Source organism: Kitasatospora sp. Xyl93, assembly GCF_055383135.1.
Genome location: NZ_AP029185.1, coordinates 3629956 through 3654149, shown reverse-complemented (window position 1 = coordinate 3654149; position 24194 = coordinate 3629956). Strand labels below are relative to the sequence as shown.

The following is a 24194-nucleotide window of genomic DNA, read 5'->3' as shown; positions in this document are numbered from 1 at the left end:
CCTTCAGCGCGAGGCGGCGTCGGCCGCGCCGTTGCCGCCACCGTACGCCGCGTCCCCGCGCAGCAGTCCGGTGCCCTCCTGCGCCTCGGCCGGGTCCCCGCCCAGGCCGGTGATCCGGTTGTGCCCGTCCACGAAGACGACCTTCGGCTGGTAGCCCTTGGCCTCGGCCGTGTCCATCTGCCCGTAGGCGATGAGGATGACCAGGTCGCCGGGGTGGACCAGGCGGGCGGCGGCGCCGTTGATGCCGATCACGCCGGAGCCGCGCGGGCCGGCGATGGTGTAGGTCTCCAGCCGGGCGCCGTTGTTGATGTCGACGATGTGGACCAGCTCGCCGGGGAGCAGGTCGGCGGCGTCGAGCAGGTCCTCGTCCACCGTGACGGATCCCACGTAGTGCAGGTCGGCCTGGGTCACGGTGGCCCGGTGGATCTTGGACTTGAGCATGGTGCGGAGCATTGCGGGTCACGCCTCCTGTGAGTGCATGCCGGAAGGGGGTTCCTGCTGTCGGTACTACCGAACGTTTCCGTGCCTGACGGTCATCCGCCCGGGGCCCGTCTCCCGGACCCGGCGAGGATCCGGGAGACGGGCGCTAGCGGCAGATGAGGTGGACGTTGTCGATCAGGCGGGTCTCGCCCACCTTCGCGGCGACGGCCAGCACCGCCTCGCCCTGGAAGTCGTCCGCCGCCTCCGAGAAGTCGTGCGGGTCGACCAGGGCGAGGTAGTCCAGGGTGACGCCCTCGGCGCCGTCCAGGACGGCCGAGGCGGCCTCGCGGACGGCCTTCGGGCCCTGCGCGGCGGCGTCCCGGCCGGCGAACAGGGCCTTGGACAGGACGAGCGCCCGGGCGCGCTCCTGCGCCGAGAGGTAGCGGTTGCGCGAGGACAGCGCCAGGCCGTCCTCCTCGCGGACGGTCGGCACGCCGACGATCTCCACGTCGAAGTCCAGGTCGGCGACCATCCGCCGGATGACCGCCAGCTGCTGGGCGTCCTTCTCGCCGAAGAAGGCGAAGTCCGGGTCGGTGATGTGCAGCAGCTTGGCGACCACGGTCAGCACGCCGTCGAAGTGGCCGGGGCGGGTGGCGCCCTCGAAGCGCTCGCCCATCGGGCCGGCCACCATGCGCACCTGCGGCTCGCCGTTCGGGTAGACCTCGTCGACGGACGGCGCGAAGACCACGTCGGCGCCGTTCTCCTCGGCCAGCCGCACGTCCTCGTCGAGGGTGCGCGGGTAGCGCTCCAGGTCCTCGGCCGGGCCGAACTGGAGCGGGTTGACGAAGACCGTCACCGCGACCCGGCCCTCCCGGCCGACCTGCTTGCGGGCGGCCCGGATCAGCGCGGCGTGGCCCTCGTGCAGCGCGCCCATGGTCATCACGACGGCGTTGTCCACCGGCCGCTCGTCCGGCCAGAAAGCGGCCTCGAAGTCGTCCACGGTGCGGGTGACGACGGCCCGGTGGACCTTCGGCGTCCGCTGGGCCTTGTTCGGCTGCTTGCCGCGTGCCATCAGTGCTTCTCCTCGTTCAGTACGTCCAGCAGCGCCGCCGCCGACGTTTCGTCGATCGCTCCGTTGGCGAGCGCCCGCTGCGCGGTGGCGCGGGCCATCGCCCGGTACGCCGCCGGGATGTCCGGGGACACCGTACTGAGCTGCGCCAGGTGGCGCCGTACGGTGCCCGCGTCGCCCCGGGCGACCGGGCCGGTGAGGGCGGCGTCGCCGGAGCGCAGGCTGTTGTCCAGGGCGGCGCCCAGCAGCGGGCCGAGCATCCGGCCGGGCTCGGCGACGCCGGCCGTGCGCAGCAGGTCCATCGCCTGCGCGACCAGGGTGACCAGGTGGTTCGCGCCGTGCGCGAGGGCGGTGTGGTAGAGCGGGCGGACGTCCTCGGGCACCCACTCGGGCTCGCCGCCCATCTCCACCACCAGCGCCTCGGCGACCGGCCGCAGCTCCTCGGGCGAGGTCACGCCGAACGGGCAGCCGGCCAGCCGGGCCAGGTCCACCGAGGTGCCGGTGAAGGTCATCGCCGGGTGCAGGGCCAGCGGCAGCGCCCCCGCCCGGGTGGCGGGCTCCAGGACGGCGACGCCGTGCGCGCCGGAGGTGTGCACCACCAGCTGGCCGGGGCGGACCGCGCCGGTGGCGGCCAGCCCGGCCACCAGGTCGGCCAGCGCGTCGTCCGGCACGGTCAGCAGCACCAGGTCGGCGGCGGCCAGCACCTGCGGCGGGGTGACGATCCGCACGCCCGGCAGCAGCGCCTCGGCGCGGCGGCGGGAGGTGGCGGACACCCCGGACGCGGCGACCACGGTGTGCCCGGCGAGCTGGAGCGCGGCGCCCAGCGCGGGGCCGACCCGGCCGGTGCCGACCACGCCGACGGCGAGCCGGGCCGGGCGGTTGCCCGGGTCTCCGGGATCGCCGAAGGCCTGGCCGCCGAGACCGTCGGCGAGCGGGGCGAACTCGCCGAAGTCGGCGAAGTCGGACGGATTCACGTCCACCCTTGTCCTGCCTTGTCCTGAATGACCGTTCCAGTCCGCTCGACGGGTACCGGACGTACCGCCCCAGTCTACGGGGGAGACCGAACACCGAAGCGGATCAGTCGGTGGCCCGGGCCCGGATCAGTCGGTGGCCCCGGCCCGGATCAGCCCGGCCTCGTACGCCAGCACCACGGCCTGGACCCGGTCGCGCAGTCCCAGCTTGGCCAGGATCCGGCCGACGTGGGTCTTCACGGTGGCCTCGGAGAGCACCAGCCGGGCCGCGATCTCGCCGTTCGACAGCCCCTGGGCGACCAGCAGGAACACCTCCCGCTCGCGCTCGGTCAGCGGGCCCAGGGCGTCCGAGCCCGGCGCGCTGTGCGGGGTGGGCAGCACCTCGGCGAAGCGGTCGATCATCCGGCGGGTGGTGGTCGGGGCGACCACCGCGTCGCCGCCGTGCACCGCGCGGATCGCGGCCACCAGCTCGGTCGGCGGGACGTCCTTGAGCAGGAAGCCGCTGGCGCCGGCCTTGAGCGCGGCGAAGGCGTACTCGTCCAGGTCGAAGGTGGTGAGGATGAGCACGTGCGGGGCGTTCGGCAGCGGGCTGCCGTCCTCGGCGAGGCAGATCCGGCGGGTCGCCTGCACGCCGTCCAGCCGCGGCATCCGGACGTCCATCAGGATCACGTCCACCTCGGTGTGCCGCAGCAGCTCCAGGGCTCGCGCGCCGTCGCCCGCCTCGGCGGCGATCTCGATGTCGCCCTGCGACTGGAGGATCATCCGGAAGCCGGTGCGCAGCAGTTCCTGGTCGTCGACGAGCATCACGCGGATGGTCAAGGTGGGACTCCTTGGAGGGGGTGGACGGCGGACGGGGCTAGTGGGCCGCCTTGAGCGGCAGGACGGCGCGGATCCGGAAGCCGCCACCGGGGCGGGGGCCCACGTCGAGGCTGCCGCTGACCATGCCGACGCGTTCGCGCATGCCGATCAGGCCGTGGCCGAGGCCGTCCGTGCCGCCGGCGGCCAACTGCTCGTCGGTGCTGCCGCGCCCGTCGTCCTCCACCAGGACGGCCAGCTCGCGTTCGCCGAAGTCGACCGCGACCCGGGCGTGCACGTCGGGGCCGCCGTGCTTGCGGACGTTGGTGAGCGCCTCCTGGACGATCCGGTAGACGGTCAGCTCGACGCCGCGCGGCAGCTCGCGCGGGTGCCCGGAGGTGGCGTAGTCCACGTCGAGCCCGGCCGTGCGGACCTGCTCCAGCAGCTCCGGCAGCTCCTCGACGCCCGGCTGCGGCACGTACTCCTCGGCGGTGGTGTCGGAGGTGCGCAGCACGCCCAGCAGGCGGCGCATCTCGACCAGCGCCTGGCGGCCGGTGGAGGCGATCGTGCTCAGCGCCTCCTTCGCCTGCTGCGGGGAGTTGTCCAGGACGTACGCGGCGCCGTCGGCCTGGACGATCATCACCGAGACGTTGTGCGCGACAACGTCGTGCAGCTCGCGGGCGATCCGGGCCCGCTCGGCGGCGACCGCCACCTTGGACTGGGCGTCCCGCTCGCGCTCCAGACGGGCGGCGCGGTCCTCCAGCTCGGTGAGGTAGGCGCGGCGCACCCTGGTCAGCCGGCCCCAGGCCCAGCAGAGGATGAACGGCGTGCTCATCAGCAGCGTGATCAGCGCCGCCTCGCCGAAGGTGTACGGGCGGCTGTGCGCGTCGCCGGCCCTGTCGAAGACCGTCTTCACCGGCTTCATCTGCCAGAACACCAGCGGCCCGGCGGACAGGCCGGCCGCCAGGGCCAGCCGGGAGGTCCACTTCTGGCCGAAGGCGGCGCCGGTGTAGGCGAAGACCAGGTAGGCGATCGAGGAGCCGCCCGGCGGCACGTTCGCGACCACCTGGCCGACGCCGATGCAGGTGGCGGCGGCCACCGTGAGATCGGGTTGGCGCCGCCGGAAGACCATCAGCAGCGGCAGCAGCACCGCGACCAGGATCGAGGCGTCGAAGCGCCAGCCCTCGTCGACGTAGCCGTCGTTCGGCAGCAGGCCGAAGAACAGCACGATCGACGCCCAGGCGGCGTCGACCACCATGGGGTGACGGCGGAGCCAGGCGTTGAGTCGATGCACGTGTCCAGCGTAGGCAGTCGCTTCGCATGCCCAGGTCCGCCGGTAGGGCGATCCGTCCTACTCCGTAGGTCGGAGAGCACCTGATCCGATTGGGTGGGGCCACCGGGCGCCGGGTAGCGTCCGGCCCCATGACTTGGATGCGGTGGGCGCCCGCCATGGAACAGGCCCTGTACGACCCCGAGCGGGGTTTCTACCGCAGGCCGGAGGGCCCCGCCGGGCACTTCCGCACCTCCGTGCACGCCTCGCCGAGGTTCGCCCGTGCGGTGGCACGGCTGCTGCTGGAGGTTGACGCGGCCCTCGGTCGTCCGGAGGAGCTGGCCCTGGTCGACGTCGGGGCCGGGCGGGGCGAACTGCTCACCGGGGTCCTCGCCGAGCTGCCCGCGGAGGTGCTGGCACGGCTGCGGCCGTACGGCGTGGAGATCGCCGGGCGGCCGCACGGCCTGCCGTCCACAGCCCTGTGGACGGACGAGCCGCCGCGCGGCGTCACCGGGCTGCTGTTCGCCAACGAGTGGCTGGACAACGTGCCGCTGGACGCCGGCGAGGTGGACGGGGACGGGGTGCTGCGCTACCTCGAGGTGGACACCGCCACCGGCGAGCAGCGCCTCGGCGAGCCGGTCTCGGCGGCCGACGCGGCCTGGGCCGAGCGCTGGTGGCCGGTCGCGGAGCCCGGCGAGGTGGTGGAGTTCGGCGGCCCCCGGGACGCCGCCTGGGCGCGGGTCGTGGCCGGGCTGGAGCGCGGCCTGGCCGTGGCCGTCGACTACGGGCACACGGCGGACCGGCGGCCGCCGTTCGGCACCCACGCCGGCTTCCGGGACGGCCGGGAGGTCGCCCCGGTGCCGGACGGCTCCTGCGACGTCACCGCGCACGTCGCGCTGGACTCGATCGCCGCTCCCGGTCTCCACAGCCTGTGGACGACGCAGCGGGAGGCGCTGCGGGCGCTCGGCGTGAGCGGCGAGCGCCCGGCGCTCGCGCTGGCGTCCAGCGACCCGGCCGGCTACCTGCGGGCGCTGAGCGGCGCGGGGGAGGCGGCCGAGCTGACCGACCCGGGCGGGCTGGGCGGGTTCGGGTGGCTGGTGCAGGCCGTCCGGATGTCGGGACCGAGGAGTCTGGCGGACCTGCCGGGATGGCAGACTCTGACCTCATGAGGGAGACCACGGTCGGCATCGGGGCGGGCGCCGAGAACTTCACGGGCACGGCGGGCACCACCGACATGGTGCTCAACATCGGCCCGCAGCACCCGGCCACGCACGGCGTGCTGCGCCTGCGGCTGGTGCTGGACGGCGAGCGCATCGTGAGCGCCGAGCCGGTGATCGGCTACATGCACCGGGGCGCCGAGAAGCTGTTCGAGGCCCGTGACTACCGGCAGATCATCATGCTGGCCAACCGGCACGACTGGCTCTCCGCCTTCTCCAACGAACTCGGCGTCGTGATGGGCGTCGAGCGGATGCTCGGCATGGAGGTCCCGGAGCGGGCGGTGTGGGTCCGCACCCTGCTCGCCGAGCTCAACCGGGTGCTCAACCACCTGATGTTCCTCGGCTCGTACCCGCTGGAACTCGGTGGGATCACCCCCGTCTTCCACGCCTTCAACGGCCGCGAGGACCTCCAGCACGTGCTGGAGGAGGCCTCCGGCGGGCGGATGCACTACATGTTCAACCGGGTCGGCGGCCTCAAGGAGGACCTGCCGGCCGGCTGGCTCGGCCGGGTCCGCACCGCCGTCGCCACCGTGCGCTCGCAGCTGCCGGTCTTCGAGGACCTCGTCCTCGGCAACGAGATCTTCCGCGCCCGCACCGCCGGCGTCGGCGTCCTCACCCGGGCGCAGGCCGAGGCGTACGGCGTCAGCGGGCCGATCGCCCGGGCCAGCGGCCTCGACCTCGACCTGCGCCGCGACGAGCCGTACCTGGCGTACGGCTCCGAGGAACTGCGGCAGGTGCTCACCGTGGTCACCCGCGAGGAGGGCGACTGCCTGGCCCGCTTCGAGTGCCTGCTGGAGCAGACCCTCAACTCGCTCGACCTCGCCGACGCCTGCCTCGACAAGCTCGCCGCGCTGCCGCCCGGCCCGGTCAACCAGCGGCTGCCCAAGGTGCTCAAGGCGCCGGAGGGCAGCACCTACGCGTGGACCGAGAACCCGCTCGGGATCAACGGCTACTACCTGGTCTCGCGGGGCGACAAGACGCCGTGGCGGCTCAAGCTGCGGTCGGCGTCCTTCAACAACATCCAGGCGCTGACCGAGCTGCTGCCGGGGACGCTGGTCGCGGACATGGTGGCGATCCTGGGGTCGATGTTCTTCGTGGTCGGCGACATCGACAAGTAGGACCGCCGGGGGTCGGTGGGCGGGCGGGGCGGTCAGTCCTGCTTGGGGGGCTTGACCTTGGCCTTGGCGTTGTCCTTGGCCTTGGCGTCGGCCTTGGCCTGATTGGTCGGCTTCGGGGGCTTGACCGGGTCGGCGGGGTGGGGAGCCACCTTGCGGTCGCCCTTGGTGGCGATCCGCTCCTCGCACAGCCGGGCCAGCACCTCGTACGCCTCGCGGCCCATCAGCTCGGTGAGCTCGGGGCGGTAGCTGACGTACACCGGCTCCGCGCCCTGGTGGGCCGCCGGGGCGCCGGTGCACCACCAGTGCAGGTCGTGGCCGCCGGGGCCCCAGCCGCGCCGGTCGTACTCGCCGATCGAGACCTGGAGGTAGCGGGTGTCGTCGGGGCGGTCGATCCAGTCGTAGGTGCGGCGGACCGGCAGCTGCCAGCAGACGTCCGGCTTGGTCTCCAGCGGCTCGCGGCCCTCCTTGAGGGCGAGCGCGTGCAGGGCGCAGCCGGCGCCGCCCGCGAAGTCCGGGCTGTTCACGAAGATGCAGGCGCCGTTGACCCGGCGGGTCTGGCGGTCGCCGTCCTCGTCCAGCATGGTGATGCCGCCGTCGGCGACGATCCGGCCCTTGGCGTCGGTGCCCTCGGCGAAGTTCTCCCACAGCTCGGGGGTCAGCCGGGCCGCGTGCGACCGGACGCGCTTCTCGTCGTCCTCGTCCGAGTAGTGGGCGCCCAGCGTGCAGCAGCCGTCCGACTCGCCGCGGCCCTCGCGGATGCCGTGGCAGCCCTGGCCGAAGACGCAGGACCAGCGGGAGGTCAGCCAGGTGAGGTCGCAGCGGAAGACCTGCTCCTCGTCCGCCGGGTCGGCGAACTCGACCCAGGCGCGCGGGAAGTCGAGCGGGACCTCGTCGCGCGGGATCTCGCGACGCAGGGTCGGCATAGCGAGGTCGACGGGGGCGGAGGAGGCCTTGGGCTTCGCCTTGGCCTTCTTCTCGGACGTTTCTGCTGGGGACGCTTCTGCTGGTGCCACCCGGCAAGGGTAGAGCTTTCGGGGGCGGAAGCGCGGTGGCGGGACCGGTGGTCGCGGCCCGTGGCGGTGGGGGCGCCGGGAGTGAGGGCGGGGTGGGGCACCAGGAGTGGCGGCCCGGAGTGAAGGCGTGGTGGCACCGGGAGTGAAGGCGGGGTGAAGAGGTCTGTCGGGCCCTGCGGGCGGCCCCGGCGGCGTGCCTAGGATGGCGGCCGGCCCGCTGCGGGTCCGCACGGGCCCGCAGGGTCCGCTACGGGGAGGTACGGGGATGGCAGGCGGCAGCACCGGGGCGTCCGGTCCGGCGGGCGGGGAGTTCGTCCTCAAGCCGTGGGAACTGCACGGTGAGGGGCGGGAGTTCGAGAAGCTCGGGGGCGAGCTGACGAAGGCCGTCGCCGCCCTGGAGCAGGGCCTCGCGGCGCTCGGCGCCCCCTGGGGGACGGACCAGCCGGGCAGCGGCTTCGCCGCCGTGTACGGGCAGGCGCGCGGTGAACTCGTCGGCGGGCTGCGGGGGTTGGCCGGGCGGGTGGCCGGGGTCGGGGCGGGGCTGCACACGATGGCGGGGCGGACGGCGGACGCGGACAGCTCGGCGGCGAGCGGGTTCGGGGCGACGGCGGTGCCGGGGGGTTCGGGAGTGCCGGGGGTGCCTGGGGTGCCTGGGGTGCCTGGGCCGGTCGGGGTTTCGGGGGTGACCGGGGTTCCGGGGGCAACCCAGGGGGCGGCTCCCGTCGTCCCCAAGGACATGTCGGTCTGACAGGCCCGGCTCGACATACCGGCTCGACGTACCGGATCGACACAGCCGGTACGACAGACCCGGCTCGACAGGGGGAGAAGCGCGTGTCCCGGAAACTGCCCGAGGAACTGGTCCCGGTGCTGGCCCGGACCGGCCAGCAGTGGCCGCAGGCCGACGAGGAGGGCCTGCGCAAGGCCGCCGGAGTCTGGCGCGAGTTCGGCAAGGAGGCCGACCGGCTCACCCGCCGCTGCGGCGAGTCCGTCCGGCGGGTCACCGCCGACAACTCCGGCCACGCGGTCGAGGCCTTCGGCGCGTACTGGCAGGCGTTCAGTGGCGGCGGCAAGGGCCACCTGGACGACGCGCACAGCGCGGTCGGGCTGGTCGCCGGGGCCTTCGACACGGCCGCGCGGGCCGTGGACATCTGCAAGGCCGAGGTCATCGCGACCCTGCAACAGCTCGCCGCCGACCTCGAGCAGGCCGAGGAACAGGCGGCCGAGGCCAAGGAGGCGGCCGGCCGGATCGCCGCGGCGGCCGACGGCGACCCGGCGAAGAACGGGGTGGTCGGCGGACTGGAGAAGGCCGTCGGCGGCGTCGCGGCCAAGGTGCGGAACGCCGCCACCGAACAGGTCGCGGCGGGCGTGGCGGCCGTCGCCGTCGAAGCCGCCGCGCTGAAGATCGGCGGACTGCTCGCCGAACTCGGCCGGGCCATGAAGGACGCCCTGTCCGGCGTGCTCAAGGAGCCGGCCGCCGTCGCCCTGCTGAAGCTCGGCACCGCGCAGGGGACGGGGATCACCGCGGCCTCGTACCGCGGCGGCGCGTTCGACCCGCTCGCCGCCGGGCTGCCCGCCGCCCTCGGCGAACCGGGGGTGCTCGGCGCGGACGGCTCCGGGCTGGTCCTGCTCGCGGGGAAGGACGGCAGGCCGCTGGTCGGCGTGCCCGGGCTGATGGTCAAGGTGGACGAGCACGGCAAACCCGTCCTCGGCCCGGACGGGCAGCCGGTCATCCTGCGCGCCGACGGCACGGAGGTGGCCGACGCCACCGGGCTGCTGGTCGTCCCGGGGCCGGACGGCAAGCCGGTCGTCGGGGTCGCGGACCTGGCCGTCCGGCTGGACGAGCACGGGCAGCCGGTGCTCACCGACGAGGAGGCCAAGGCGGTCCACGGGGTGCCGCTCGCCGGGCTGACGCCGGGGGCGGACGGGCCGGGCGGTGACAGGCCGGGGGCCGAGAGGCCGGGCGCGGGTGTGACGCCCGAGGGGCCGGGGGATCCGAAGGCGCCGGGTGTCGTGACGGTGGCCTCGGTGGCGGTGGACCCGGGTGCGGTCGTCGGCGGGCCGGACGCGGTGGTCGCGGCGAGCGCGCCGGGGGGTGCGGCGGGGGGCGCGTCGGCCGGAGGCTCGCCGGGGCACCACCGGGCGACGGGTGGTGGCGGTGCAGGCGCTGGCGGTGTCTGGGCGCCGGCGGCGGCCGCTGCCGCGCCGTTCGGCAGCGGCGTCGGGTCCGTCGGGCCGGTGGGCTCGGCGGACGGGGACTACCCGCTCCAGGCGCCCGCGGCCTCCTCGCACGGCGGTGGCGGTCGTGGCGGTGGTGCGGGTGTCGGTGGCGGCGGTGGTGGTGCGGTGACCGTACGGACGGACTCGGTGATTGCGCCGGCCGATCCGGTCACCGCGCCCGTCACCACGCCGTCCACCGGCGGCCCCGCCCACGTCCCGGCGCACGGTCCGGCACCGGACGCCCCGCCGGCGATCCGGCCGGTCGGGGTGCCCGGGCAGTTCGGCACCCCGGTGTACGGCGGCGGGTACGGCGGGTACCCGGCGGCCGGTCCGGTGGGCACCGTCGGACCCGGGCCGCTGGCCGGCCCCGGTGGCGGGCCGGTGAACGTCGCGGCGCCGTTCGGCAGTGGCGTCGGGGCGGGTGCGTCCGGCAGTCCCGGCGGCGCGGCCGTCGGCGGTCCTGCCGTCGGCGGACCTGCTCCCGGGGGACCTGCTCCCGGCGGGCCGCAGCCGGGTGCGCCGGTGACCAAGGCACCGGTCGGCGCGGCGCCGAACCCGGTCGTCGGACCGCCGCCCGTCCACGCCGTACCGCCGCCTCCGGCCGCACCGCCGATCGTCGGGACCACCCCGGTCATCGGGAGGCCCGAACCGCACCCGGTGGACGCCCGGCGACGGGAGAACGCGGCCGGCCTCGCCGACCCGACCCTCGCCTGGGGCGCGGTCCCGGTCGCGACCGCCCACGCGATGGCCCTCCAACTCGCCCTGCGCGCACGGCGCGGAGCCCAGCCGGAGGGTCCGGCGGTCCGGGTGCGCAGCATCGCCGACAGCCGTCCGTACGGCCTGCCGGGCGGGCTCGCGCCGGTCGACCCGGAGCACCAGGCCGAACTCGAACGCCGCGCGCCCCGGGACGAGGACGGCTTGCCCGTCCGCCACCCCGACCCGGCCACCGGCGGCTGGGCGGAGGCCGTCAACGACGGCGGCTACCGCGAACCGGGCCGGGCCAACAACAGCCTGGAGATCGCCCTCTCGGCGGTCGAGTGCTACGCCGGCCGCCCGACCTGCGCGGCCCCGCGCATCCCCACCGAGGGCGACGCCGGCGAACGCGGTGGCCGGGACCGCGCCGAACGCGAACTCGGCGCCCCCTTCCGGGACCTGGGCGACGGTGGGCGGGCCTTCGACCGCCTCGCCGAGGACCTCCGCCGCGCCGGCCACGGCTCCCAGGCGGTGCTCCTCACCCTCGACGCCTACGGCCGCCCGCACGCCTGGAACGCCGTCAACCACCAGGACACCGTCACCTATCTAGACCACCAACTCGCCCTCCAGGCCCCCACCCCCCTCCACCCCGCCACCCATGGCCTCTGGGCCATCGCCCTCACCCCCGAAGGCCGCCCCCTACCCCTCACCCCCGCCGCCTGACCCCGCCCTGCCCCCCAGCGCGCAGGAAGTCGGCCCCGCCGACTTCCTGCGCATCCCCGGGCGGGGTGGCGTCGGTATGGGGTTGGGCTCGCCCGAACTTTCCTCTTCCAGCGAATATGTAGACCGACCGTCATATTTTCCAGGATTCTGCGGAGAAGTCGGCCGGGTCGACTTCCTGTGCACGCACGGCGCGATGCCTGGGTGGGCGTTGAGCTTGCGCCAGAAGTCGGCCCCTCCGACTTCCTGTGCGGTTCGAGCTGCCAGATCTTGCCCGCCTTTTTTCGGAAAGAATATGTAGGCCGACCGTCATATTCGTTGGCTTTGCATGCCCCGCTACTCCGACTTCCGGCACAAGCGGCGAAGAATAGGACGCTCGGTCTACATATTTCTGCCCGCCACCCCAGCCCGACACCTCGAACGTGCACAGGAAGTCGGCCCCGCCGACTTCCTGTGCGACCCAACCTCCAGGAATGCCCCCGCGTCGGGCGGCGCGAGAAGTCGAACGGGCCGACTTTCTGCGCGGGCCCAGCATCTCCCGGCGAGAGCCATCAGATCAGCTGCGCAGGAAGTCGATCCTGCCGACTTCCAATGACAGCCCGGCGCGATGGCGTCGGCGGAGAGGGTCTGCGCGCGAGAAGTCGGGCGGGTCGACTTCCTGTGCCGCATTTTGAGGCGGCCGGGGTTGGGGGCGCGAGGCAATATGTAGGCCGACCGTCATATTCGCCAGAGGCGATGCGCGAGAAGTCGGCCCCGCCGACTTCTCGCGCTTGCATAGGGGGCGTGAGGTGGAAAGATATGTAGACCAGTCTGCATATTCGCCCACGTCCGGAAGAACGGACGCGAGTCGCACTAGAAGTCGGCGGGGCCGACTTCCTATGCGTGAGGGGGTGGGAGGGGCAGGGTGTGCGGGCCGCACTAGAAGTCGGCGGGGCCGACTTCCTGTGCGTGAGGGGGTGTGAGGGGCAGGGTGTGCGGGCCGCACTAGGCCGTGTCTCGTAATTGATCTTGGTGGGGGCTATTGCTCCTCGGCTCGCAGCCACAGGATCAGCGAAGCGAGGACGACGCCGGCCCGGTAGCGCTTGGCCAGCTTGTCGAACCTGGTGGCCACGGCCCGAAATTGCTTCAGCCTGGCGAAGCAGCGCTCAACGACGTTGCGACCCTTGTAGGCGGTCATGTCGAAGGCCGGCGGGCGCCCGCCGCGGCTTGCGCGGCGGGCGCGGCCGGCGATCTGGTCCCGGCGTTCGGGGATGGTCGCCCTGATCCGCCGGCGCCGCAGCAGCCGGCGGATCGTCCGGGAGGAGTACGCCTTGTCGGCCACGACCCGGTCGGGTCTGGTCCTCGGCCGCCCGGCCCCTGTGCGCGGAACACGGATCGCGTCGAGGACGGCGGGCAGCATCGTGCAGTCGGCCGTGTTGCCCGTGCTCAGCACGATCGACAGCGGCAGGCCCCGGCCGTCGACCGCCAGGTGGATCTTGGTGGTCAGCCCGCCCCGGGACCGGCCAAGCGCCTCGCGGCACGCAACTGCTGCCGGATCATCCGATTCGTCCTCGGGCTGATCCCCTTTTTGCGGGCCCCGGCCGCGTGCTGGTGGGCCCGCGCGACCGTGGAGTCGATCGAGACCGTCCACTCCACGGACCCCACCGCGTCGTTGCGGACCTGGACCTCACGCAGAAGCGCGGCCCAGGTGCCGTCCTTCTCCCACTGGGCGAAGCGCCGGTAGACGGTCTGCCACGGACCGTACCGCTCGGGCAGATCACGCCAGGGGGCTCCCGTCCGCAGCCGCCACAGCACCCCGTTGACCACCTGGCGATGATCCCGCCATGGACGCCCGGCCCCGTCCCGCTGCGGCAACAACGGCTCTATCCGAGCCCACGCGGCATCCGTTATCTCTCCTCGACCCACCACAAGATCAATTATGAGACACGGCCTAGAAGTCGGCGGGGCCGACTTCCTGTGCGTGAGGGGGTGTGAGGGGCAGGGTGCGCGAGGGGGCGGGAGGAGCGGGGTGTGCGGGGGTTGGGTGGGGAGTCGGCGGGGGTGGTTGTCGGTGCTTGGTGTGGGGTCGGTGTGGGGGCGTAGGGTCGCGGGTCGGGTTGGGATGGGTGTCGGGGTGTGGACGGGAACGGGGGTGGCCGGGTGATTTCGCGGGCGCAGGCGGTGGAGGCGGGGCACCGGTGGATCAACGGGGATCTGCCACAGGGCGCCGGTGCGGTGCGGCGGGTGTGCACCCATGAGTTCGAGCTCGGCTGGGTGGTGTGGGCCGAGCCCGCCCGGCTGGTGGTGGACCCGCGGACGGCAGAACGGCGGGCGCCCGAGGAGGTGGGCGCGGCCTGCGCCGTGGTGGACCGGGAGAGCGGACGGTTCACGGTGTGGCCCTCGGTGCCGGTGGACGAAGTGGTCGGGCTGTACCGGGACTTCGTCGGCGCCGGCGGCTACGACCCGACCCTCCCGCCCGCGACCGGCCGGGGCGCCCGGGCCGAGCTGATCTACCGGGACGTCACCGGCGAGGAACGGTCGCTGGCCCTGCGCTCCGCCGCGGGCCTGCCGCACCCCGCGCTGCGCGGCTGGTGGTGGCTGCGCGAGCAGGGCGTCGCCGCCGAGGACGTGCTCGCCGTCCGGACCGACCTGCGGCCGAGCGCCCTGCCCGGCGGCTACTGGTCCTACGCCCTGGCCGCCGAACTGCCCACCGCCCGGATCGACTTCGAGCTCCCGTACGGCCCGCGCTTCGACCACCGGGCCGCCGCCGTACGGGCGCTGCCCGCGCCGCCGGGCGGCCCGGCCCGCAACCGGGTGCCCTTCCCCCGAGCGGTGCGCCCCGCGCCCGACGAACCCGACGCGGCGCTCGCCGCCCGGCTCGCCGAGCGGTTCGGCCCGGCGGGCGTGCAGCGCTTCGATCCGGCCGACGTCGCCCGCGCCGAACTGCCCGGGGACGCGGCCGCGTTGCTGCTGACGGTGGGCGTACCGGTCTCCGTGCCGGGGTTCTTCGGGCTGCACCACCCGGGTACCGAGGCGATCGCCGACGGCACCCGCCAGGGCACCGCCCTGCCCCCGCTCGCCGCGCACCTGGCCGAGCTCGGCCGCGGCACCCGGGTGGCCGAGCGGGAGCGTCTGGCGCTCGCCGGGCAGTTGGTGCTGGGGACGGACGGCTGGGCGCTGCTGGCCCTCGACCCGGTGGGCGGGGCGGTCCGGGCCGTCGACCCGGACTACGCGACCGCCCGCCACTGCAACGCGAGCCTGCGCGCCTTCGTCCGCTGCCTGGAGGTGTTCGCCGGCTGGTGGCCCGCGCTGCGCGGGCTCGACCCGGTGGCCGCGGGCGGAGCGGTGGACGCCCTGCAGCGCGCGCTGGCGGAGGTGGACGGCACGGTCTTCGCCGACCCGGAGAACTGGTGGGCCGTCATCGTCGAGCAGCTGTGGGACGGCCTGCTGTGACGGCCGGTCGGTTGCGCCGGAAGCCCCGGCGCGGCCACCCTCGCGCCGACAACCCCCGCGCCGACAACCCCCGCGCCGGACGCCGCAAGGGCGGCCGCCCCCGATGCGGCGACCCCCGGGCGGCCACTGGCCACCCGGGCGGTACGGGTGCGGACGGCCGGAACCGCCGGTTCACCGGCCCGCCCGCCGGCCGGTCCCGGACCAGCACGAGTACCGCCGCACCCCCTCTCACCAGGACCTGGATCGCGTAGCGTGGAGAGTTATGCGACTCGGTGTGCTCGACGTAGGTTCCAACACGGTCCACTTCCTCGTGGTGGACGCCCACCCGGGTGCTGCCCCGCTGCCCGCGTACTCGCACAAGGCCGAGCTGCGCCTGGCCGAACTGCTGGACGCGGACGGGGCGATAAGCGAGGCCGGCGTCGAGCGGCTGGTCGGCCACGTCGCCTCCTCGCTGCGGGTCGCCGAGGACAAGGGCGTGGTCGACATCCTCCCGTTCGCCACCTCCGCGGTGCGCGAGGCCGCCAACGGCGAGGAGGTGCTGCGCCGGGTGACCGACGAGACCGGTGTCGAGCTGCGCGTCCTCTCCGGGCAGGACGAGGCCCGGCTCACCTTCCTGGCCGTCCGCCGCTGGTTCGGCTGGTCCTCGGGCCGGCTGCTCAACCTGGACATCGGCGGCGGCTCGCTGGAGATCGCCTGCGGCCTCGACGAGCAACCGGACGTCGCCTGCTCGCTGCCGCTGGGCGCCGGCCGGCTGACCGCCCGCTGGCTGCCGGGGGACGTCGCCGACCCGGACGGGCTGCGCGAGCTGCGCCGCCACATCCGGGCGGAGCTGGCCACGGTGGTCGCCGAGATCACCCGGCTCGGGCCGCCGCGGCACGCGGTCGCCACCTCCAAGACCTTCAAGCAGCTGGCCCGGATGACCGGCGCCGCGCCCGCCGACGCCGGCCCGTACGCCGACCGGCGGCTCACCCGCAGCGGCCTGGCCGCCTGGCTGCCCCGGCTGTCCGCGATGACCGTCGCCGAGCGCGCCCGGATCCCCGGCGTCTCCGAGGGCCGGGCCAAGCAGCTGCTGGCCGGCGCGCTGGTCGCCGACGCCGCGATGGACCTGTTCGGCCTGGAGGAGCTGGACGTCTGCCCGTGGGCGCTGCGCGAGGGCATCATCCTGCGCCGCCTGGACGCCATGGACAGCCCCGCCGACCGCCGCCGCCCGGCACTCACCCCGTAACCCCGGCCGGCCGCACCGGCACCCCGGCCACGCCCGCAGCCCTGGCCGCGCCAAGACACCCGGCACCCGCCGGTCGACCACCGCCCCACGGCCGGTAGGAGTCGCCCCGCCGCAACGTGCCGATGGTCACTGCGCCGGTCATCCCACCCCGTTCGCCGCGTGCTCCGCTTACGCTGTCTCCCGTGGTGCAACCAGCGGACGAGGACGGAACGCAGGAGGGCCGCACTCCCGGGAACGGGCAGTCGCGGCCGGACGGCCCGCGCCGCCGGCTCGGCAAGGCGGTGACCGGCGCCACCGCCGCCCAGGCCGCCAAGCAGGCCGCGAAGGCGGTCAAGGCCGCCCATCGCACCGCGAAGACGGCAGCCGCGAAGACGGCCTCGGTGAAGACGACCTCGGCGAAGACGACCTCGGCGAAGACCGCCAAGACGGCGAAGGCCGCGAAGCCGGCGGAGACCGCCGAGACGGCGAAGCCGAAGCCCGCGAGGACCACGAAGCCCGCGAAGCAGACCACCACCGGCAAAGCCGTCCCCAAGGAGACCCGCACCGCCCGGGCCGCCGGCGCCGCCAAGGCCGCCGTCCAGTCCGTCCGCTCGGTCAAGGCCGCCAAGCGCGACGCCGCCCGCCCCCCGCTGCTGCGCACCACCGACCGGCTGGTGCTGCCCCGGCACCCGGCCCTGCACATCCCCGACACCAAGGTGGTGCTGTCCACCGCCTCGGTGTACCCGGCGAGCACCGCCGTGGCCTTCGAGCTGGCCGCCAAGCTCGGCTACGACGGGGTCGAGGTGATGGTCTGGAACGACCCGGTCAGCCAGGACGTCGACGCCCTACGCCGGCTCTCCGATGCCCACCAGCTCCCCATCCTGGCCGTGCACGCGCCCTGCCTGCTGATCACCCAGCGGGTGTGGAGCACCGACCCGTGGACCAAGCTGGTCCGGGCCCGGGCGGCCGCCGAGAAGCTCGGCGCGAGCGCCGTGGTCGTCCACCCGCCGTTCCGCTGGCAGCGCCAGTACGCCCGGGAGTTCGTCGAGGGCATCAACCGGATGGCGGGGGAGACCGACGTCCGCTTCGCCGTCGAGAACATGTACCCGTGGCGCTACCGCGACCGGGAGATGCTCGCGTACGCCCCCGGCTGGGACGTCACGGACGAGGAGTACCGGCACTTCACCATCGACCTCTCGCACGCCGCCACCTCCCGGATCGACACCTTCGCCATGGTCGAGCGGATGGGCGACCGGCTGGCCCATGTCCACCTGGCCGACGGCAGCGGCTCCGGCAAGGACGAGCACCTGATCCCCGGCCGCGGCAAGCAGCCCTGCGCGGAGCTGCTGGAGCACCTCGCCCGCACCGGCTTCGACGGCCACGTGGTGCTGGAGGTCAACACCAGGCGCTCCGCGTCCCCCGCCGAACGCGAGGCCGACCTGGCCGAGGCCCTCGCCTTCACCCGCTTGCACCTGGCCACCCCCTCGCGCGTACGCTGAGCCGTCCGGCCGGATCGGGCGCGAACCGCCCTACGCAGGAGGCGAAATGGCGACGGGTCAGGAGTTCCGCGAACTGCCCGGCTTCCGTGAGCTGGCCGGGAGCTTCGGCGCGGTGGCCGCCGAGTACGACCGCGGCCGGCCCGGCTACCCGGAGGAGCTGTTCGACGAGCTGGAGCGGCTCTGGGGCCGCGGGCTCAAGGGCGCCAGGGTCCTGGACGTCGGTGCCGGGACCGGCATCGCCACCCGTCTGCTGGCCGCCCGCGGCGCGGACGTCGTCGCCGTCGAGCCCTCCGCCGGGATGGCCGCGCGGTTCCAGGCCGTCTCGCCGCAGCTCCCGCTGGTCCGCGGCGTCGGTGACGAGCTGCCGTTCCACGACCGCTCCGCCGACCTGATCGGCTACGCCCAGGCGTTCCACTGGACGGATCCCGGGCGGTCCGTCCCGGAGGCGATCCGGGTGCTGCGGCCGGGCGGCGCGCTGGCCGCCTGGTGGAACCTCTTCGACGAGACCGTCCCCTGGGTGCGCGCCCGGGACGAGCGGCTGTCCGCCGCGCTGTCCGGCCGCTACCACGGCTACGGCCGGGTCGACGACCTGACCGCCCCCCTGGCCGCCGCCGGGCTGGAGGTCCTCCGCACCCAGCTGCGCTGGCAGCGGCAGGTGTCCGTCGAGCAGGTGGTCGACAACCTCACCTCGCGCTCCTTCCTCGCCTCGCTGACCCCCGAGCGGCGCGAACCGCTGCTCGCCACCGAGCGCGCGGCGCTGCTGGCCGAGTTCCCGGACGGACGGGTGGTCGAGCCGTACGTCCTCGACCTCACCGTGGCCGTCAAGCGGCACTGACGCCCGTCGGCACCGTGCCCGACCCGCCCCGCCGCCTGCCCGCATCGCGGACGGACCGTCCGCCCGCCGGACCGCGGGCGTAGGCTCGGTACCCACAGCGGCCCCCGAACCCTCCCAGCAGCGGGGCGCCGGCGAGAGCCCCGAAGGAGTGGAGCACAGTGCCCGAGCTGAGGTCCCGTACGGTCACCCACGGTCGCAACATGGCAGGCGCCCGGGCGCTTCTCCGGGCGGCCGGCGTAGCCCGCGAGGACTTCGGCAAGCCGATCATCGCGGTCGCCAACTCCTTCACCGAGTTCGTCCCCGGCCACACCCACCTCCAGCCGGTCGGCCGGATCGTCTCCGAGGCGATCAAGCAGGCGGGCGGCATCCCGCGCGAGTTCAACACCATCGCCGTGGACGACGGCATCGCGATGGGCCACGGCGGCATGCTCTACTCGCTGCCCTCGCGCGACCTGATCGCCGACTCGGTCGAGTACATGGTCAACGCCCACTGCGCGGACGCCCTGATCTGCATCTCCAACTGCGACAAGATCACCCCGGGCATGCTGATGGCCGCGCTGCGCCTGAACATCCCGACCGTCTTCGTCTCCGGCGGCCCGATGGAGGCCGGCAAGGCCACCCTGGTCGACGGCACCGTGCGCAAGCTCGACCTGGTCGACGCGATCTCCCAGGCGGTCAACGAGAACGTCTCCGACGAGGACATCGCGATCATCGAGGAGAACGCCTGTCCCACCTGCGGCTCGTGCTCCGGCATGTTCACCGCCAACTCGATGAACTGCCTGACCGAGGCGATCGGCCTCTCGCTGCCCGGCAACGGCTCGGTGCTCGCCACCCACACCGCCCGCCGCGCCCTCTACGAGAACGCCGGCCGGACCGTCGTCGAGATCGCGAACCGCCACTACGGCCAGGACGACGACTCCGTCCTCCCGCGCTCGATCGCCACCCGCGCCGCCTTCGAGAACGCCATGGCCCTGGACATCGCCATGGGCGGCTCGACCAACACCATCCTGCACCTGCTCGCCGCCGCCCAGGAGGCCGAGCTGGACTTCGACATGCGGGCCATCGACGCGGTCTCCCGCAAGGTGCCCTGCCTGTCCAAGGTCGCGCCGAACGGCTCGTACTACATGGAGGACGTGCACCGGGCCGGCGGCATCCCGGCCATCCTCGGCGAGCTGTACCGGGGCGGGCTGCTCAACGAGGACGTCCACACCGTGCACGCCGACTCGCTCGCCGAGTGGCTCAAGACCTGGGACGTGCGCGGCGGTTCGCCCTCCGCCGAGGCCGTCGAGCTGTGGCACGCCGCCCCCGGCTGCGTCCGCTCGGCCGAGGCCTTCTCGCAGTCCGAGCGCTGGGAGTCGCTGGACACCGACGCCGCCAGGGGCTGCATCCGTGCTGTCGAGCACGCCTACTCGGTCGAGGGCGGCCTGGCCGTGCTGTACGGCAACCTCGCCGAGGACGGCTGCATCGTGAAGACCGCCGGCGTGGACGAGTCGATCTGGACCTTCAGCGGCCCGGCCGTCGTGGTGGAGTCCCAGGAGGACGCGGTCGAGGCGATCCTCGCCAAGCGGGTCAAGGAGGGCGACGTCGTCGTCATCCGCTACGAGGGCCCCAAGGGCGGCCCGGGCATGCAGGAGATGCTCTACCCGACCTCCTTCCTGAAGGGCCGGGGCCTGGGCAAGGCCTGCGCGCTGGTCACCGACGGCCGCTTCTCCGGCGGAACCTCGGGCCTGTCGATCGGCCACGCCTCCCCGGAGGCGGCCTCCGGCGGCACCATCGCGCTGGTCGAGGACGGCGACACCATCGCCATCGACATCCCCGGCCGCCGGATCTCCCTGGAGGTCCCGGACGAGGTGCTGGCCGAGCGCCGCCGCGCGCTGGAGGCCGTGGGCGGCTACCGGCCGAAGAACCGCGACCGCCAGGTCAGCCAGGCCCTGCGGGCGTACGCCGCGATGGCCACCTCCGCCGACAAGGGCGCCGTCCGCGACGTGTCCAAGCTCGGCTGAGCCCGCACCGGCCGAGCCCGAGCCAGTACCCGATCCGGCCGAGCCCGAGCCCGCACCGGGCCCGAACGACGCAGGAGCCGTCCCGCAGCGCGCGGGACGGCTCCTCCGTCGTTCGGGCCGGTCGGGTGATAATCGACGGCGTGAGCGAGCAGCCCCCCACCCCCGCCCCCACTCCCGCCGGCGCCCCCGAGCCGGAGCCCCTGCGCTGGTTCGGCACCAGCTGGCTGAACCGGGACAACGGCTACTGGCCGCGCCGGGTCGCCGTGTCGGTCGGCGCCCTGGTCGCGGCGGCCGCCGCGGTGCTGCTGCTGCGCTTCGGCGTCGAGGGCATCGCCCTCTCCGACAACGGCACCTTCCTCAACGGGCTGCTGACCGCCGCCATCGCGGTCTGCTCGATGATGGCCGTGCGGCGCACCTGGAAGGTGCTCACCGAGGGCAAGGACCAGCTGACCGGCTGGATGGCCGAGGACAGGTCGCTCGGCGCGGTCTGGCTGATCGGCGGGGCCGGCTCGCTGCTCGCCTACTTCGCCCGCAGCCTGGTCGAGGCCCCCGGCGAGGCGGTCAAGCGGGCCGCCTACGAGCGGGCCGTCGCCCAGTACGAGAAGCGCCAGGCGGGCCGCAGCCGCCGGCCCGACGCCAAGGCGCCGGGCCGGGCCGGGCGCAAGCGCTGACGCCTGCTCCCGGACACGACACCTCCTACGTACGGCTGACGATGCCGCACTGCCCGGTCGGCGCGAGGTCCTTGCTCCGGTCGTACGGGTCGCTGGTCGGCCCGGTGGGCGCGGGGCCGTGGGCGGGGAACTGCTCGAACCGCGGGTGCAGGAAGCCGTCGTAGACGTCGCAGGCGCTGTTGCCGGCGTCCCACTGGGTCTTGGCGAACACCAGCTTCTTCGCCTCGACCTTGTAGCGCTGCGGGTCGTGGAAGCGGAAGTCGTCGACCTTGCGGATGATCGTGCGGGTCGTCCAGGTGCTCCCGGTGTCGCCGGAGGCCGGGGCGGTCAGGCCGACCGGCCTGGCGGTGCCGCCCGGCGCGGTGTCCGGCGTGCCGCGGCGGGACGAGGCCAGCTTCTCCGCGTCCGGGCCCGGCTGCAGCGGGTAGACGAAGGTGAAGTCGGTGTGCACCAGCACGCCCCGGTCGCCGTCCTCCTCGAAGCCGATCCGGCCCTGGACCTTGACGGCGCCGCCGACCAGGGCCGCCTCGCGCGGGTCGAAACGGGCGAACCAGCTGGTCGGGTCGGTGCCCTTGCCGGGGTGGTCGAGGGCGGCCACGGCGGAGGCCCGCTCCTGGGAGTCGAGCATCGCCAGGGCGGCCTCCGGCCGGGCGCCGGCGATCACCCCGGGGTCGAGGTTGGCGGCGGTCAGGTAGGCCTTGACCGACTGGAGCTGGGCGGCGACCTCCTCGGCCGAGAAGACGCCGACGGCCTTGGCCGGGGGCAGCTCGAAGGACTCCAGGCTGGTCGGCCAGCCCTCGGCGGGGGAGCCCTTCCAGGGGTGGTCGACGGTCGGCTGGTCGGCCGGGGTGGCCGGCGGTGCCGCGGTCGGCCTGGCCGTCTCCGGGGCGACGGTCGGTACGGCGGCGCCCGAGGGGGAGGAGGATCCCCTGCCGTAGTGGTCCTCGTACCAGCCGCGCAGCCCGCCGAGGTTCAGTGCGGCGAGCACCAGGACGACGGTCAGCGTCACGAACAGCGGTGCGCGCCACTCGCGGCGGCGCGGGTGCGGGGCGCCCCACGCGTCGACCGCCGGGGGCTTGGGCCCGCGGCCGAACCGGCGCTTGGGCCGGGGGCCGTCGTTGACCGAGCGGCGGCCGCCCGGATCGACCGGCGGGGTGTGCTTCCACCGGGCGGACAGCATGCGGGTGCGCCCGCTCTGCTCCTTGACGGTGGCGCTGCGGATGAACTCCTCGTCCAGGACGAGGTCGGCGAACGGGTCCTTCTCGCCCGTCCCGGACGGGTCGGACCCGTCCGGCTCGTCGCCCCGGCGGGGGCGCGGTTCCGGATCTTCGGCAATCGGCATCGCGCCAGTATGACGACGGGGGGTGACGATGCGCGGATCGGGGGCGCATCGGGTGGTGGACTCGTGCGGGTGGGTCGACGGTTCACCCCGTTTCGTCCGGAACCGCGCCGCCGCCCGGCCCGCTCCGAACCGTTCAGCCCTTGCCGCGGGCCTGCTTGACCGAGCCTACCACCCCGGCGATCGCCAGCAGCAGGCCGGCCGGCAGCAGCGAGAGGAAGAAGGCGCCGAACAGGCCCTCGTCGCCGAGGAACAGCTGGGCCAGGGTGTTCAGCGCCAGCAGGCCCCCGGCCGCCGGGAGGGAGGCCTGCCACGGGTGCTCGTCCGCCCAGCGGCGCAGCCGCCGGTCGGCGGTGTCGCGCCGCAGCCGGCCGCCGACGGTGCCGACCAGGAAGAAGAAGAACAGGCCCCAGCCGGCCGGTGAGGCCAGCATGCTCAGGGACCAGTCCCCGGAGATCGCCTCGATCCCCAGGGTCGTCGCGCCCACCACCGCACCGACCCCCGCGGCGGTCCGCCACGGGCCCACGGTCGCCGAGGCGATGGCGAGTTGCCGGTTCTCACGTCGGGACATCTCGTCGTGTGCCATGGCTCCACGGTGCGCCCGCCGGAGCGCGGAGGCCATAGGGGAAACCCCCGAGATTCTCCCAGGACGGACCCTAAGGGCCCGTCACCCGGGGCGGGCCGGGCCGGCCGGGCAGGGCCGTTCGGGGCCGTTCGGGCGCGGGGCGACCACGGAGCGGACGGTCCCCGCGCACGCCACCGGGCGGTGCGAGGATGGCCGCAGTACCGAGGCAAGGAGCGGACCATGGGCAGCAGCGCAGCACACGGACAGAAGATCGCCTTCCTGGGCACCGGCAAGATCGGCGAGGCCCTGCTCTCCGGTCTGCTGCGGGCCGGCAAGGACCCGGCCGACGTCCTGGTGACCGCCCGCCGCCCCGAGCGCGCGGTCGAACTCGCCGCCCGCTACGGCGTGGTGGCCGTCTCCAACGCCGAGGCCGCCAAGCTCGCCGACACCCTGATCCTCGCCGTCAAGCCGCAGGACATGGGCACCCTGCTGGAGGAACTGGCCCCGCACGTCGGCGCGGACCGGCTGGTGATCTCGGCGGCGGCCGGCGTCCCCACCGCCTGGTTCGAGGAGCGGCTGGCGGCGGGCACCCCGGTGGTCCGGGTGATGCCCAACACCCCGGTCCTGGTGGACGAGGGGATGAGCGTCATCTCGGCCGGCTCGCACGCGGGCGAGGAGCACCTGGTGCGCGCCGAGGAGATCTTCAGCTCGGTCGGCAAGGCGCTGCGGCTGCCCGAGTCCCAGCAGGACGCGGCCACCGCGCTGTCCGGCTCCGGCCCGGCCTACTTCTACTTCCTGGTCGAGGCGATGACCGACGCCGGGATCCTGCTCGGGCTGCCCCGGCAGGTGGCGCACGACCTGATCGTGCAGTCCGCGATCGGCGCCTCGGTGATGCTGCGCGACTCCGGCGAGCACCCGGTGAAGTTGCGCGAGGCGGTGACCTCCCCGGCCGGCACCACCATCGCGGCGATCCGCGAGCTGGAGAACCACGGGGTGCGGGCCGCGCTGCTCGGCGCCCTGGAAGCGGCCCGGGACCGCTCCCGGGAGCTGGCCTGCGGCGGGAAATGACCCCTGCGCGACCCCTCCCGGAATCGCGGCGCAGCCCCTACGCTCTCGCCAACATCGTCCTACCGGTCGGTAGCG

20 protein-coding genes are annotated in these 24194 nt (G+C 74.4%); 11 read left to right on the top strand and 9 right to left on the bottom strand.

Going from position 1 to position 24194, the window contains the following annotated elements; translation table 11 throughout:
• Window positions 1-3: 3 nt before the first annotated feature.
• From panD to ACZ5GH_RS16220, 5 genes are all read right to left on the bottom strand, one after another.
• Window positions 4-453 (bottom strand): aspartate 1-decarboxylase, encoded by a 450-nt coding sequence (panD, locus tag ACZ5GH_RS16240; protein WP_387752910.1) that lies wholly within the window; start codon window positions 451-453, stop codon window positions 4-6.
• Window positions 454-586: 133 nt separating this feature from the next.
• On the bottom strand, window positions 587-1492 hold the full coding sequence (gene panC, locus ACZ5GH_RS16235) for a pantoate--beta-alanine ligase (RefSeq protein ID WP_387752913.1): 906 nt from the start codon (window positions 1490-1492) through the stop codon (window positions 587-589).
• The gene (locus ACZ5GH_RS16230; protein WP_387752916.1) at window positions 1492-2463 is read right to left on the bottom strand and encodes a Rossmann-like and DUF2520 domain-containing protein; all 972 of its coding nucleotides are present in this window, start codon (window positions 2461-2463) and stop codon (window positions 1492-1494) included. Before ACZ5GH_RS16230 ends, panC begins: the two co-directional genes overlap by 1 nt.
• A gap of 126 nt (window positions 2464-2589) precedes the next feature.
• Window positions 2590-3279, bottom strand: a complete 690-nt coding sequence (locus ACZ5GH_RS16225) for a response regulator (RefSeq protein ID WP_387752919.1) — start codon at window positions 3277-3279, stop codon at window positions 2590-2592.
• A gap of 37 nt (window positions 3280-3316) precedes the next feature.
• A complete protein-coding gene (locus tag ACZ5GH_RS16220) occupies window positions 3317-4549 on the bottom strand; it encodes a sensor histidine kinase (RefSeq protein WP_464334560.1) in 1233 nt (410 codons plus the stop codon).
• A 128-nt stretch (window positions 4550-4677) separates the two neighbouring features.
• Here ACZ5GH_RS16220 and ACZ5GH_RS16215 point away from each other — a divergent pair, with 128 nt between their 5' ends.
• Window positions 4678-5694: an SAM-dependent methyltransferase gene (locus tag ACZ5GH_RS16215; protein ID WP_464334559.1), complete on the top strand. Its 1017-nt coding sequence runs from the start codon at window positions 4678-4680 to the stop codon at window positions 5692-5694.
• Window positions 5691-6860, top strand: a complete 1170-nt coding sequence (locus tag ACZ5GH_RS16210; protein WP_464334558.1) for an NADH-quinone oxidoreductase subunit D — start codon at window positions 5691-5693, stop codon at window positions 6858-6860. The genes ACZ5GH_RS16215 and ACZ5GH_RS16210 overlap by 4 nt, the downstream gene beginning before the upstream one ends.
• Window positions 6861-6892: 32 nt before the next feature.
• On the opposite strand, the gene ACZ5GH_RS16205 is transcribed toward ACZ5GH_RS16210, so the two are convergent.
• Window positions 6893-7783, bottom strand: coding sequence for a DUF3109 family protein (locus ACZ5GH_RS16205; protein ID WP_464336836.1), 891 nt, complete (start codon window positions 7781-7783; stop codon window positions 6893-6895).
• A gap of 355 nt (window positions 7784-8138) precedes the next feature.
• On the opposite strand from ACZ5GH_RS16205, the gene ACZ5GH_RS16200 reads away from it, so the two are divergent.
• Both ACZ5GH_RS16200 and ACZ5GH_RS16195 read left to right on the top strand, forming a co-directional pair.
• Window positions 8139-8621, top strand: coding sequence for a hypothetical protein (locus ACZ5GH_RS16200; protein ID WP_464334557.1), 483 nt, complete (start codon window positions 8139-8141; stop codon window positions 8619-8621).
• An 83-nt stretch (window positions 8622-8704) separates the two neighbouring features.
• Complete coding sequence (locus ACZ5GH_RS16195) at window positions 8705-11506, top strand: toxin glutamine deamidase domain-containing protein (protein ID WP_464334556.1); 2802 nt, start codon at window positions 8705-8707, stop codon at window positions 11504-11506.
• A gap of 1015 nt (window positions 11507-12521) precedes the next feature.
• On the opposite strand, the gene ACZ5GH_RS16190 is transcribed toward ACZ5GH_RS16195, so the two are convergent.
• A protein-coding gene (locus ACZ5GH_RS16190) for an IS5 family transposase (RefSeq protein ID WP_464336835.1) occupies window positions 12522-13408 on the bottom strand; the annotation gives its coding sequence in 2 pieces (ribosomal slippage) (window positions 12522-13054 and window positions 13054-13408; 888 coding nt in all).
• Between the two features lie 318 nt (window positions 13409-13726).
• Between ACZ5GH_RS16190 and ACZ5GH_RS16185 the strand changes: the two genes are divergently transcribed.
• The 6 genes from ACZ5GH_RS16185 (at window position 13727) to ACZ5GH_RS16160 (ending at window position 21147) form a co-directional block, all read left to right on the top strand.
• Complete coding sequence (locus ACZ5GH_RS16185) at window positions 13727-14935, top strand: SUKH-4 family immunity protein (RefSeq protein ID WP_464334555.1); 1209 nt, start codon at window positions 13727-13729, stop codon at window positions 14933-14935.
• Window positions 14936-15197: 262 nt separating this feature from the next.
• On the top strand, window positions 15198-16160 hold the full coding sequence (locus ACZ5GH_RS16180; protein WP_387752934.1) for a Ppx/GppA family phosphatase: 963 nt from the start codon (window positions 15198-15200) through the stop codon (window positions 16158-16160).
• 674 nt (window positions 16161-16834) lie between these two features.
• Entirely contained in the window at window positions 16835-17638 is an 804-nt protein-coding gene (locus ACZ5GH_RS16175; RefSeq protein ID WP_387753201.1) for a sugar phosphate isomerase/epimerase family protein, read from the top strand.
• A 46-nt stretch (window positions 17639-17684) separates the two neighbouring features.
• Window positions 17685-18473, top strand: coding sequence for a class I SAM-dependent methyltransferase (locus tag ACZ5GH_RS16170; RefSeq protein ID WP_387752936.1), 789 nt, complete (start codon window positions 17685-17687; stop codon window positions 18471-18473).
• 158 nt (window positions 18474-18631) lie between these two features.
• Window positions 18632-20476 (top strand): dihydroxy-acid dehydratase, encoded by a 1845-nt coding sequence (ilvD, locus tag ACZ5GH_RS16165; RefSeq protein WP_464334554.1) that lies wholly within the window; start codon window positions 18632-18634, stop codon window positions 20474-20476.
• Window positions 20477-20616: 140 nt separating this feature from the next.
• Window positions 20617-21147, top strand: coding sequence for a hypothetical protein (locus ACZ5GH_RS16160; RefSeq protein WP_464334553.1), 531 nt, complete (start codon window positions 20617-20619; stop codon window positions 21145-21147).
• 25 nt (window positions 21148-21172) lie between these two features.
• Here the strand turns inward: ACZ5GH_RS16160 and ACZ5GH_RS16155 are convergent, their stop codons facing one another.
• Together ACZ5GH_RS16155 and ACZ5GH_RS16150 are read right to left on the bottom strand one after the other, a co-directional pair.
• The gene (locus ACZ5GH_RS16155) at window positions 21173-22489 is read right to left on the bottom strand and encodes an SCO2583/SCO2584 N-terminal domain-containing protein (protein WP_464334552.1); all 1317 of its coding nucleotides are present in this window, start codon (window positions 22487-22489) and stop codon (window positions 21173-21175) included.
• A 133-nt stretch (window positions 22490-22622) separates the two neighbouring features.
• Window positions 22623-23072 (bottom strand): hypothetical protein, encoded by a 450-nt coding sequence (locus ACZ5GH_RS16150; RefSeq protein ID WP_464334551.1) that lies wholly within the window; start codon window positions 23070-23072, stop codon window positions 22623-22625.
• 219 nt (window positions 23073-23291) lie between these two features.
• On the opposite strand from ACZ5GH_RS16150, the gene proC reads away from it, so the two are divergent.
• Window positions 23292-24119, top strand: coding sequence for a pyrroline-5-carboxylate reductase (gene proC, locus ACZ5GH_RS16145; protein WP_464334550.1), 828 nt, complete (start codon window positions 23292-23294; stop codon window positions 24117-24119).
• Window positions 24120-24194: the final 75 nt, after the last annotated feature.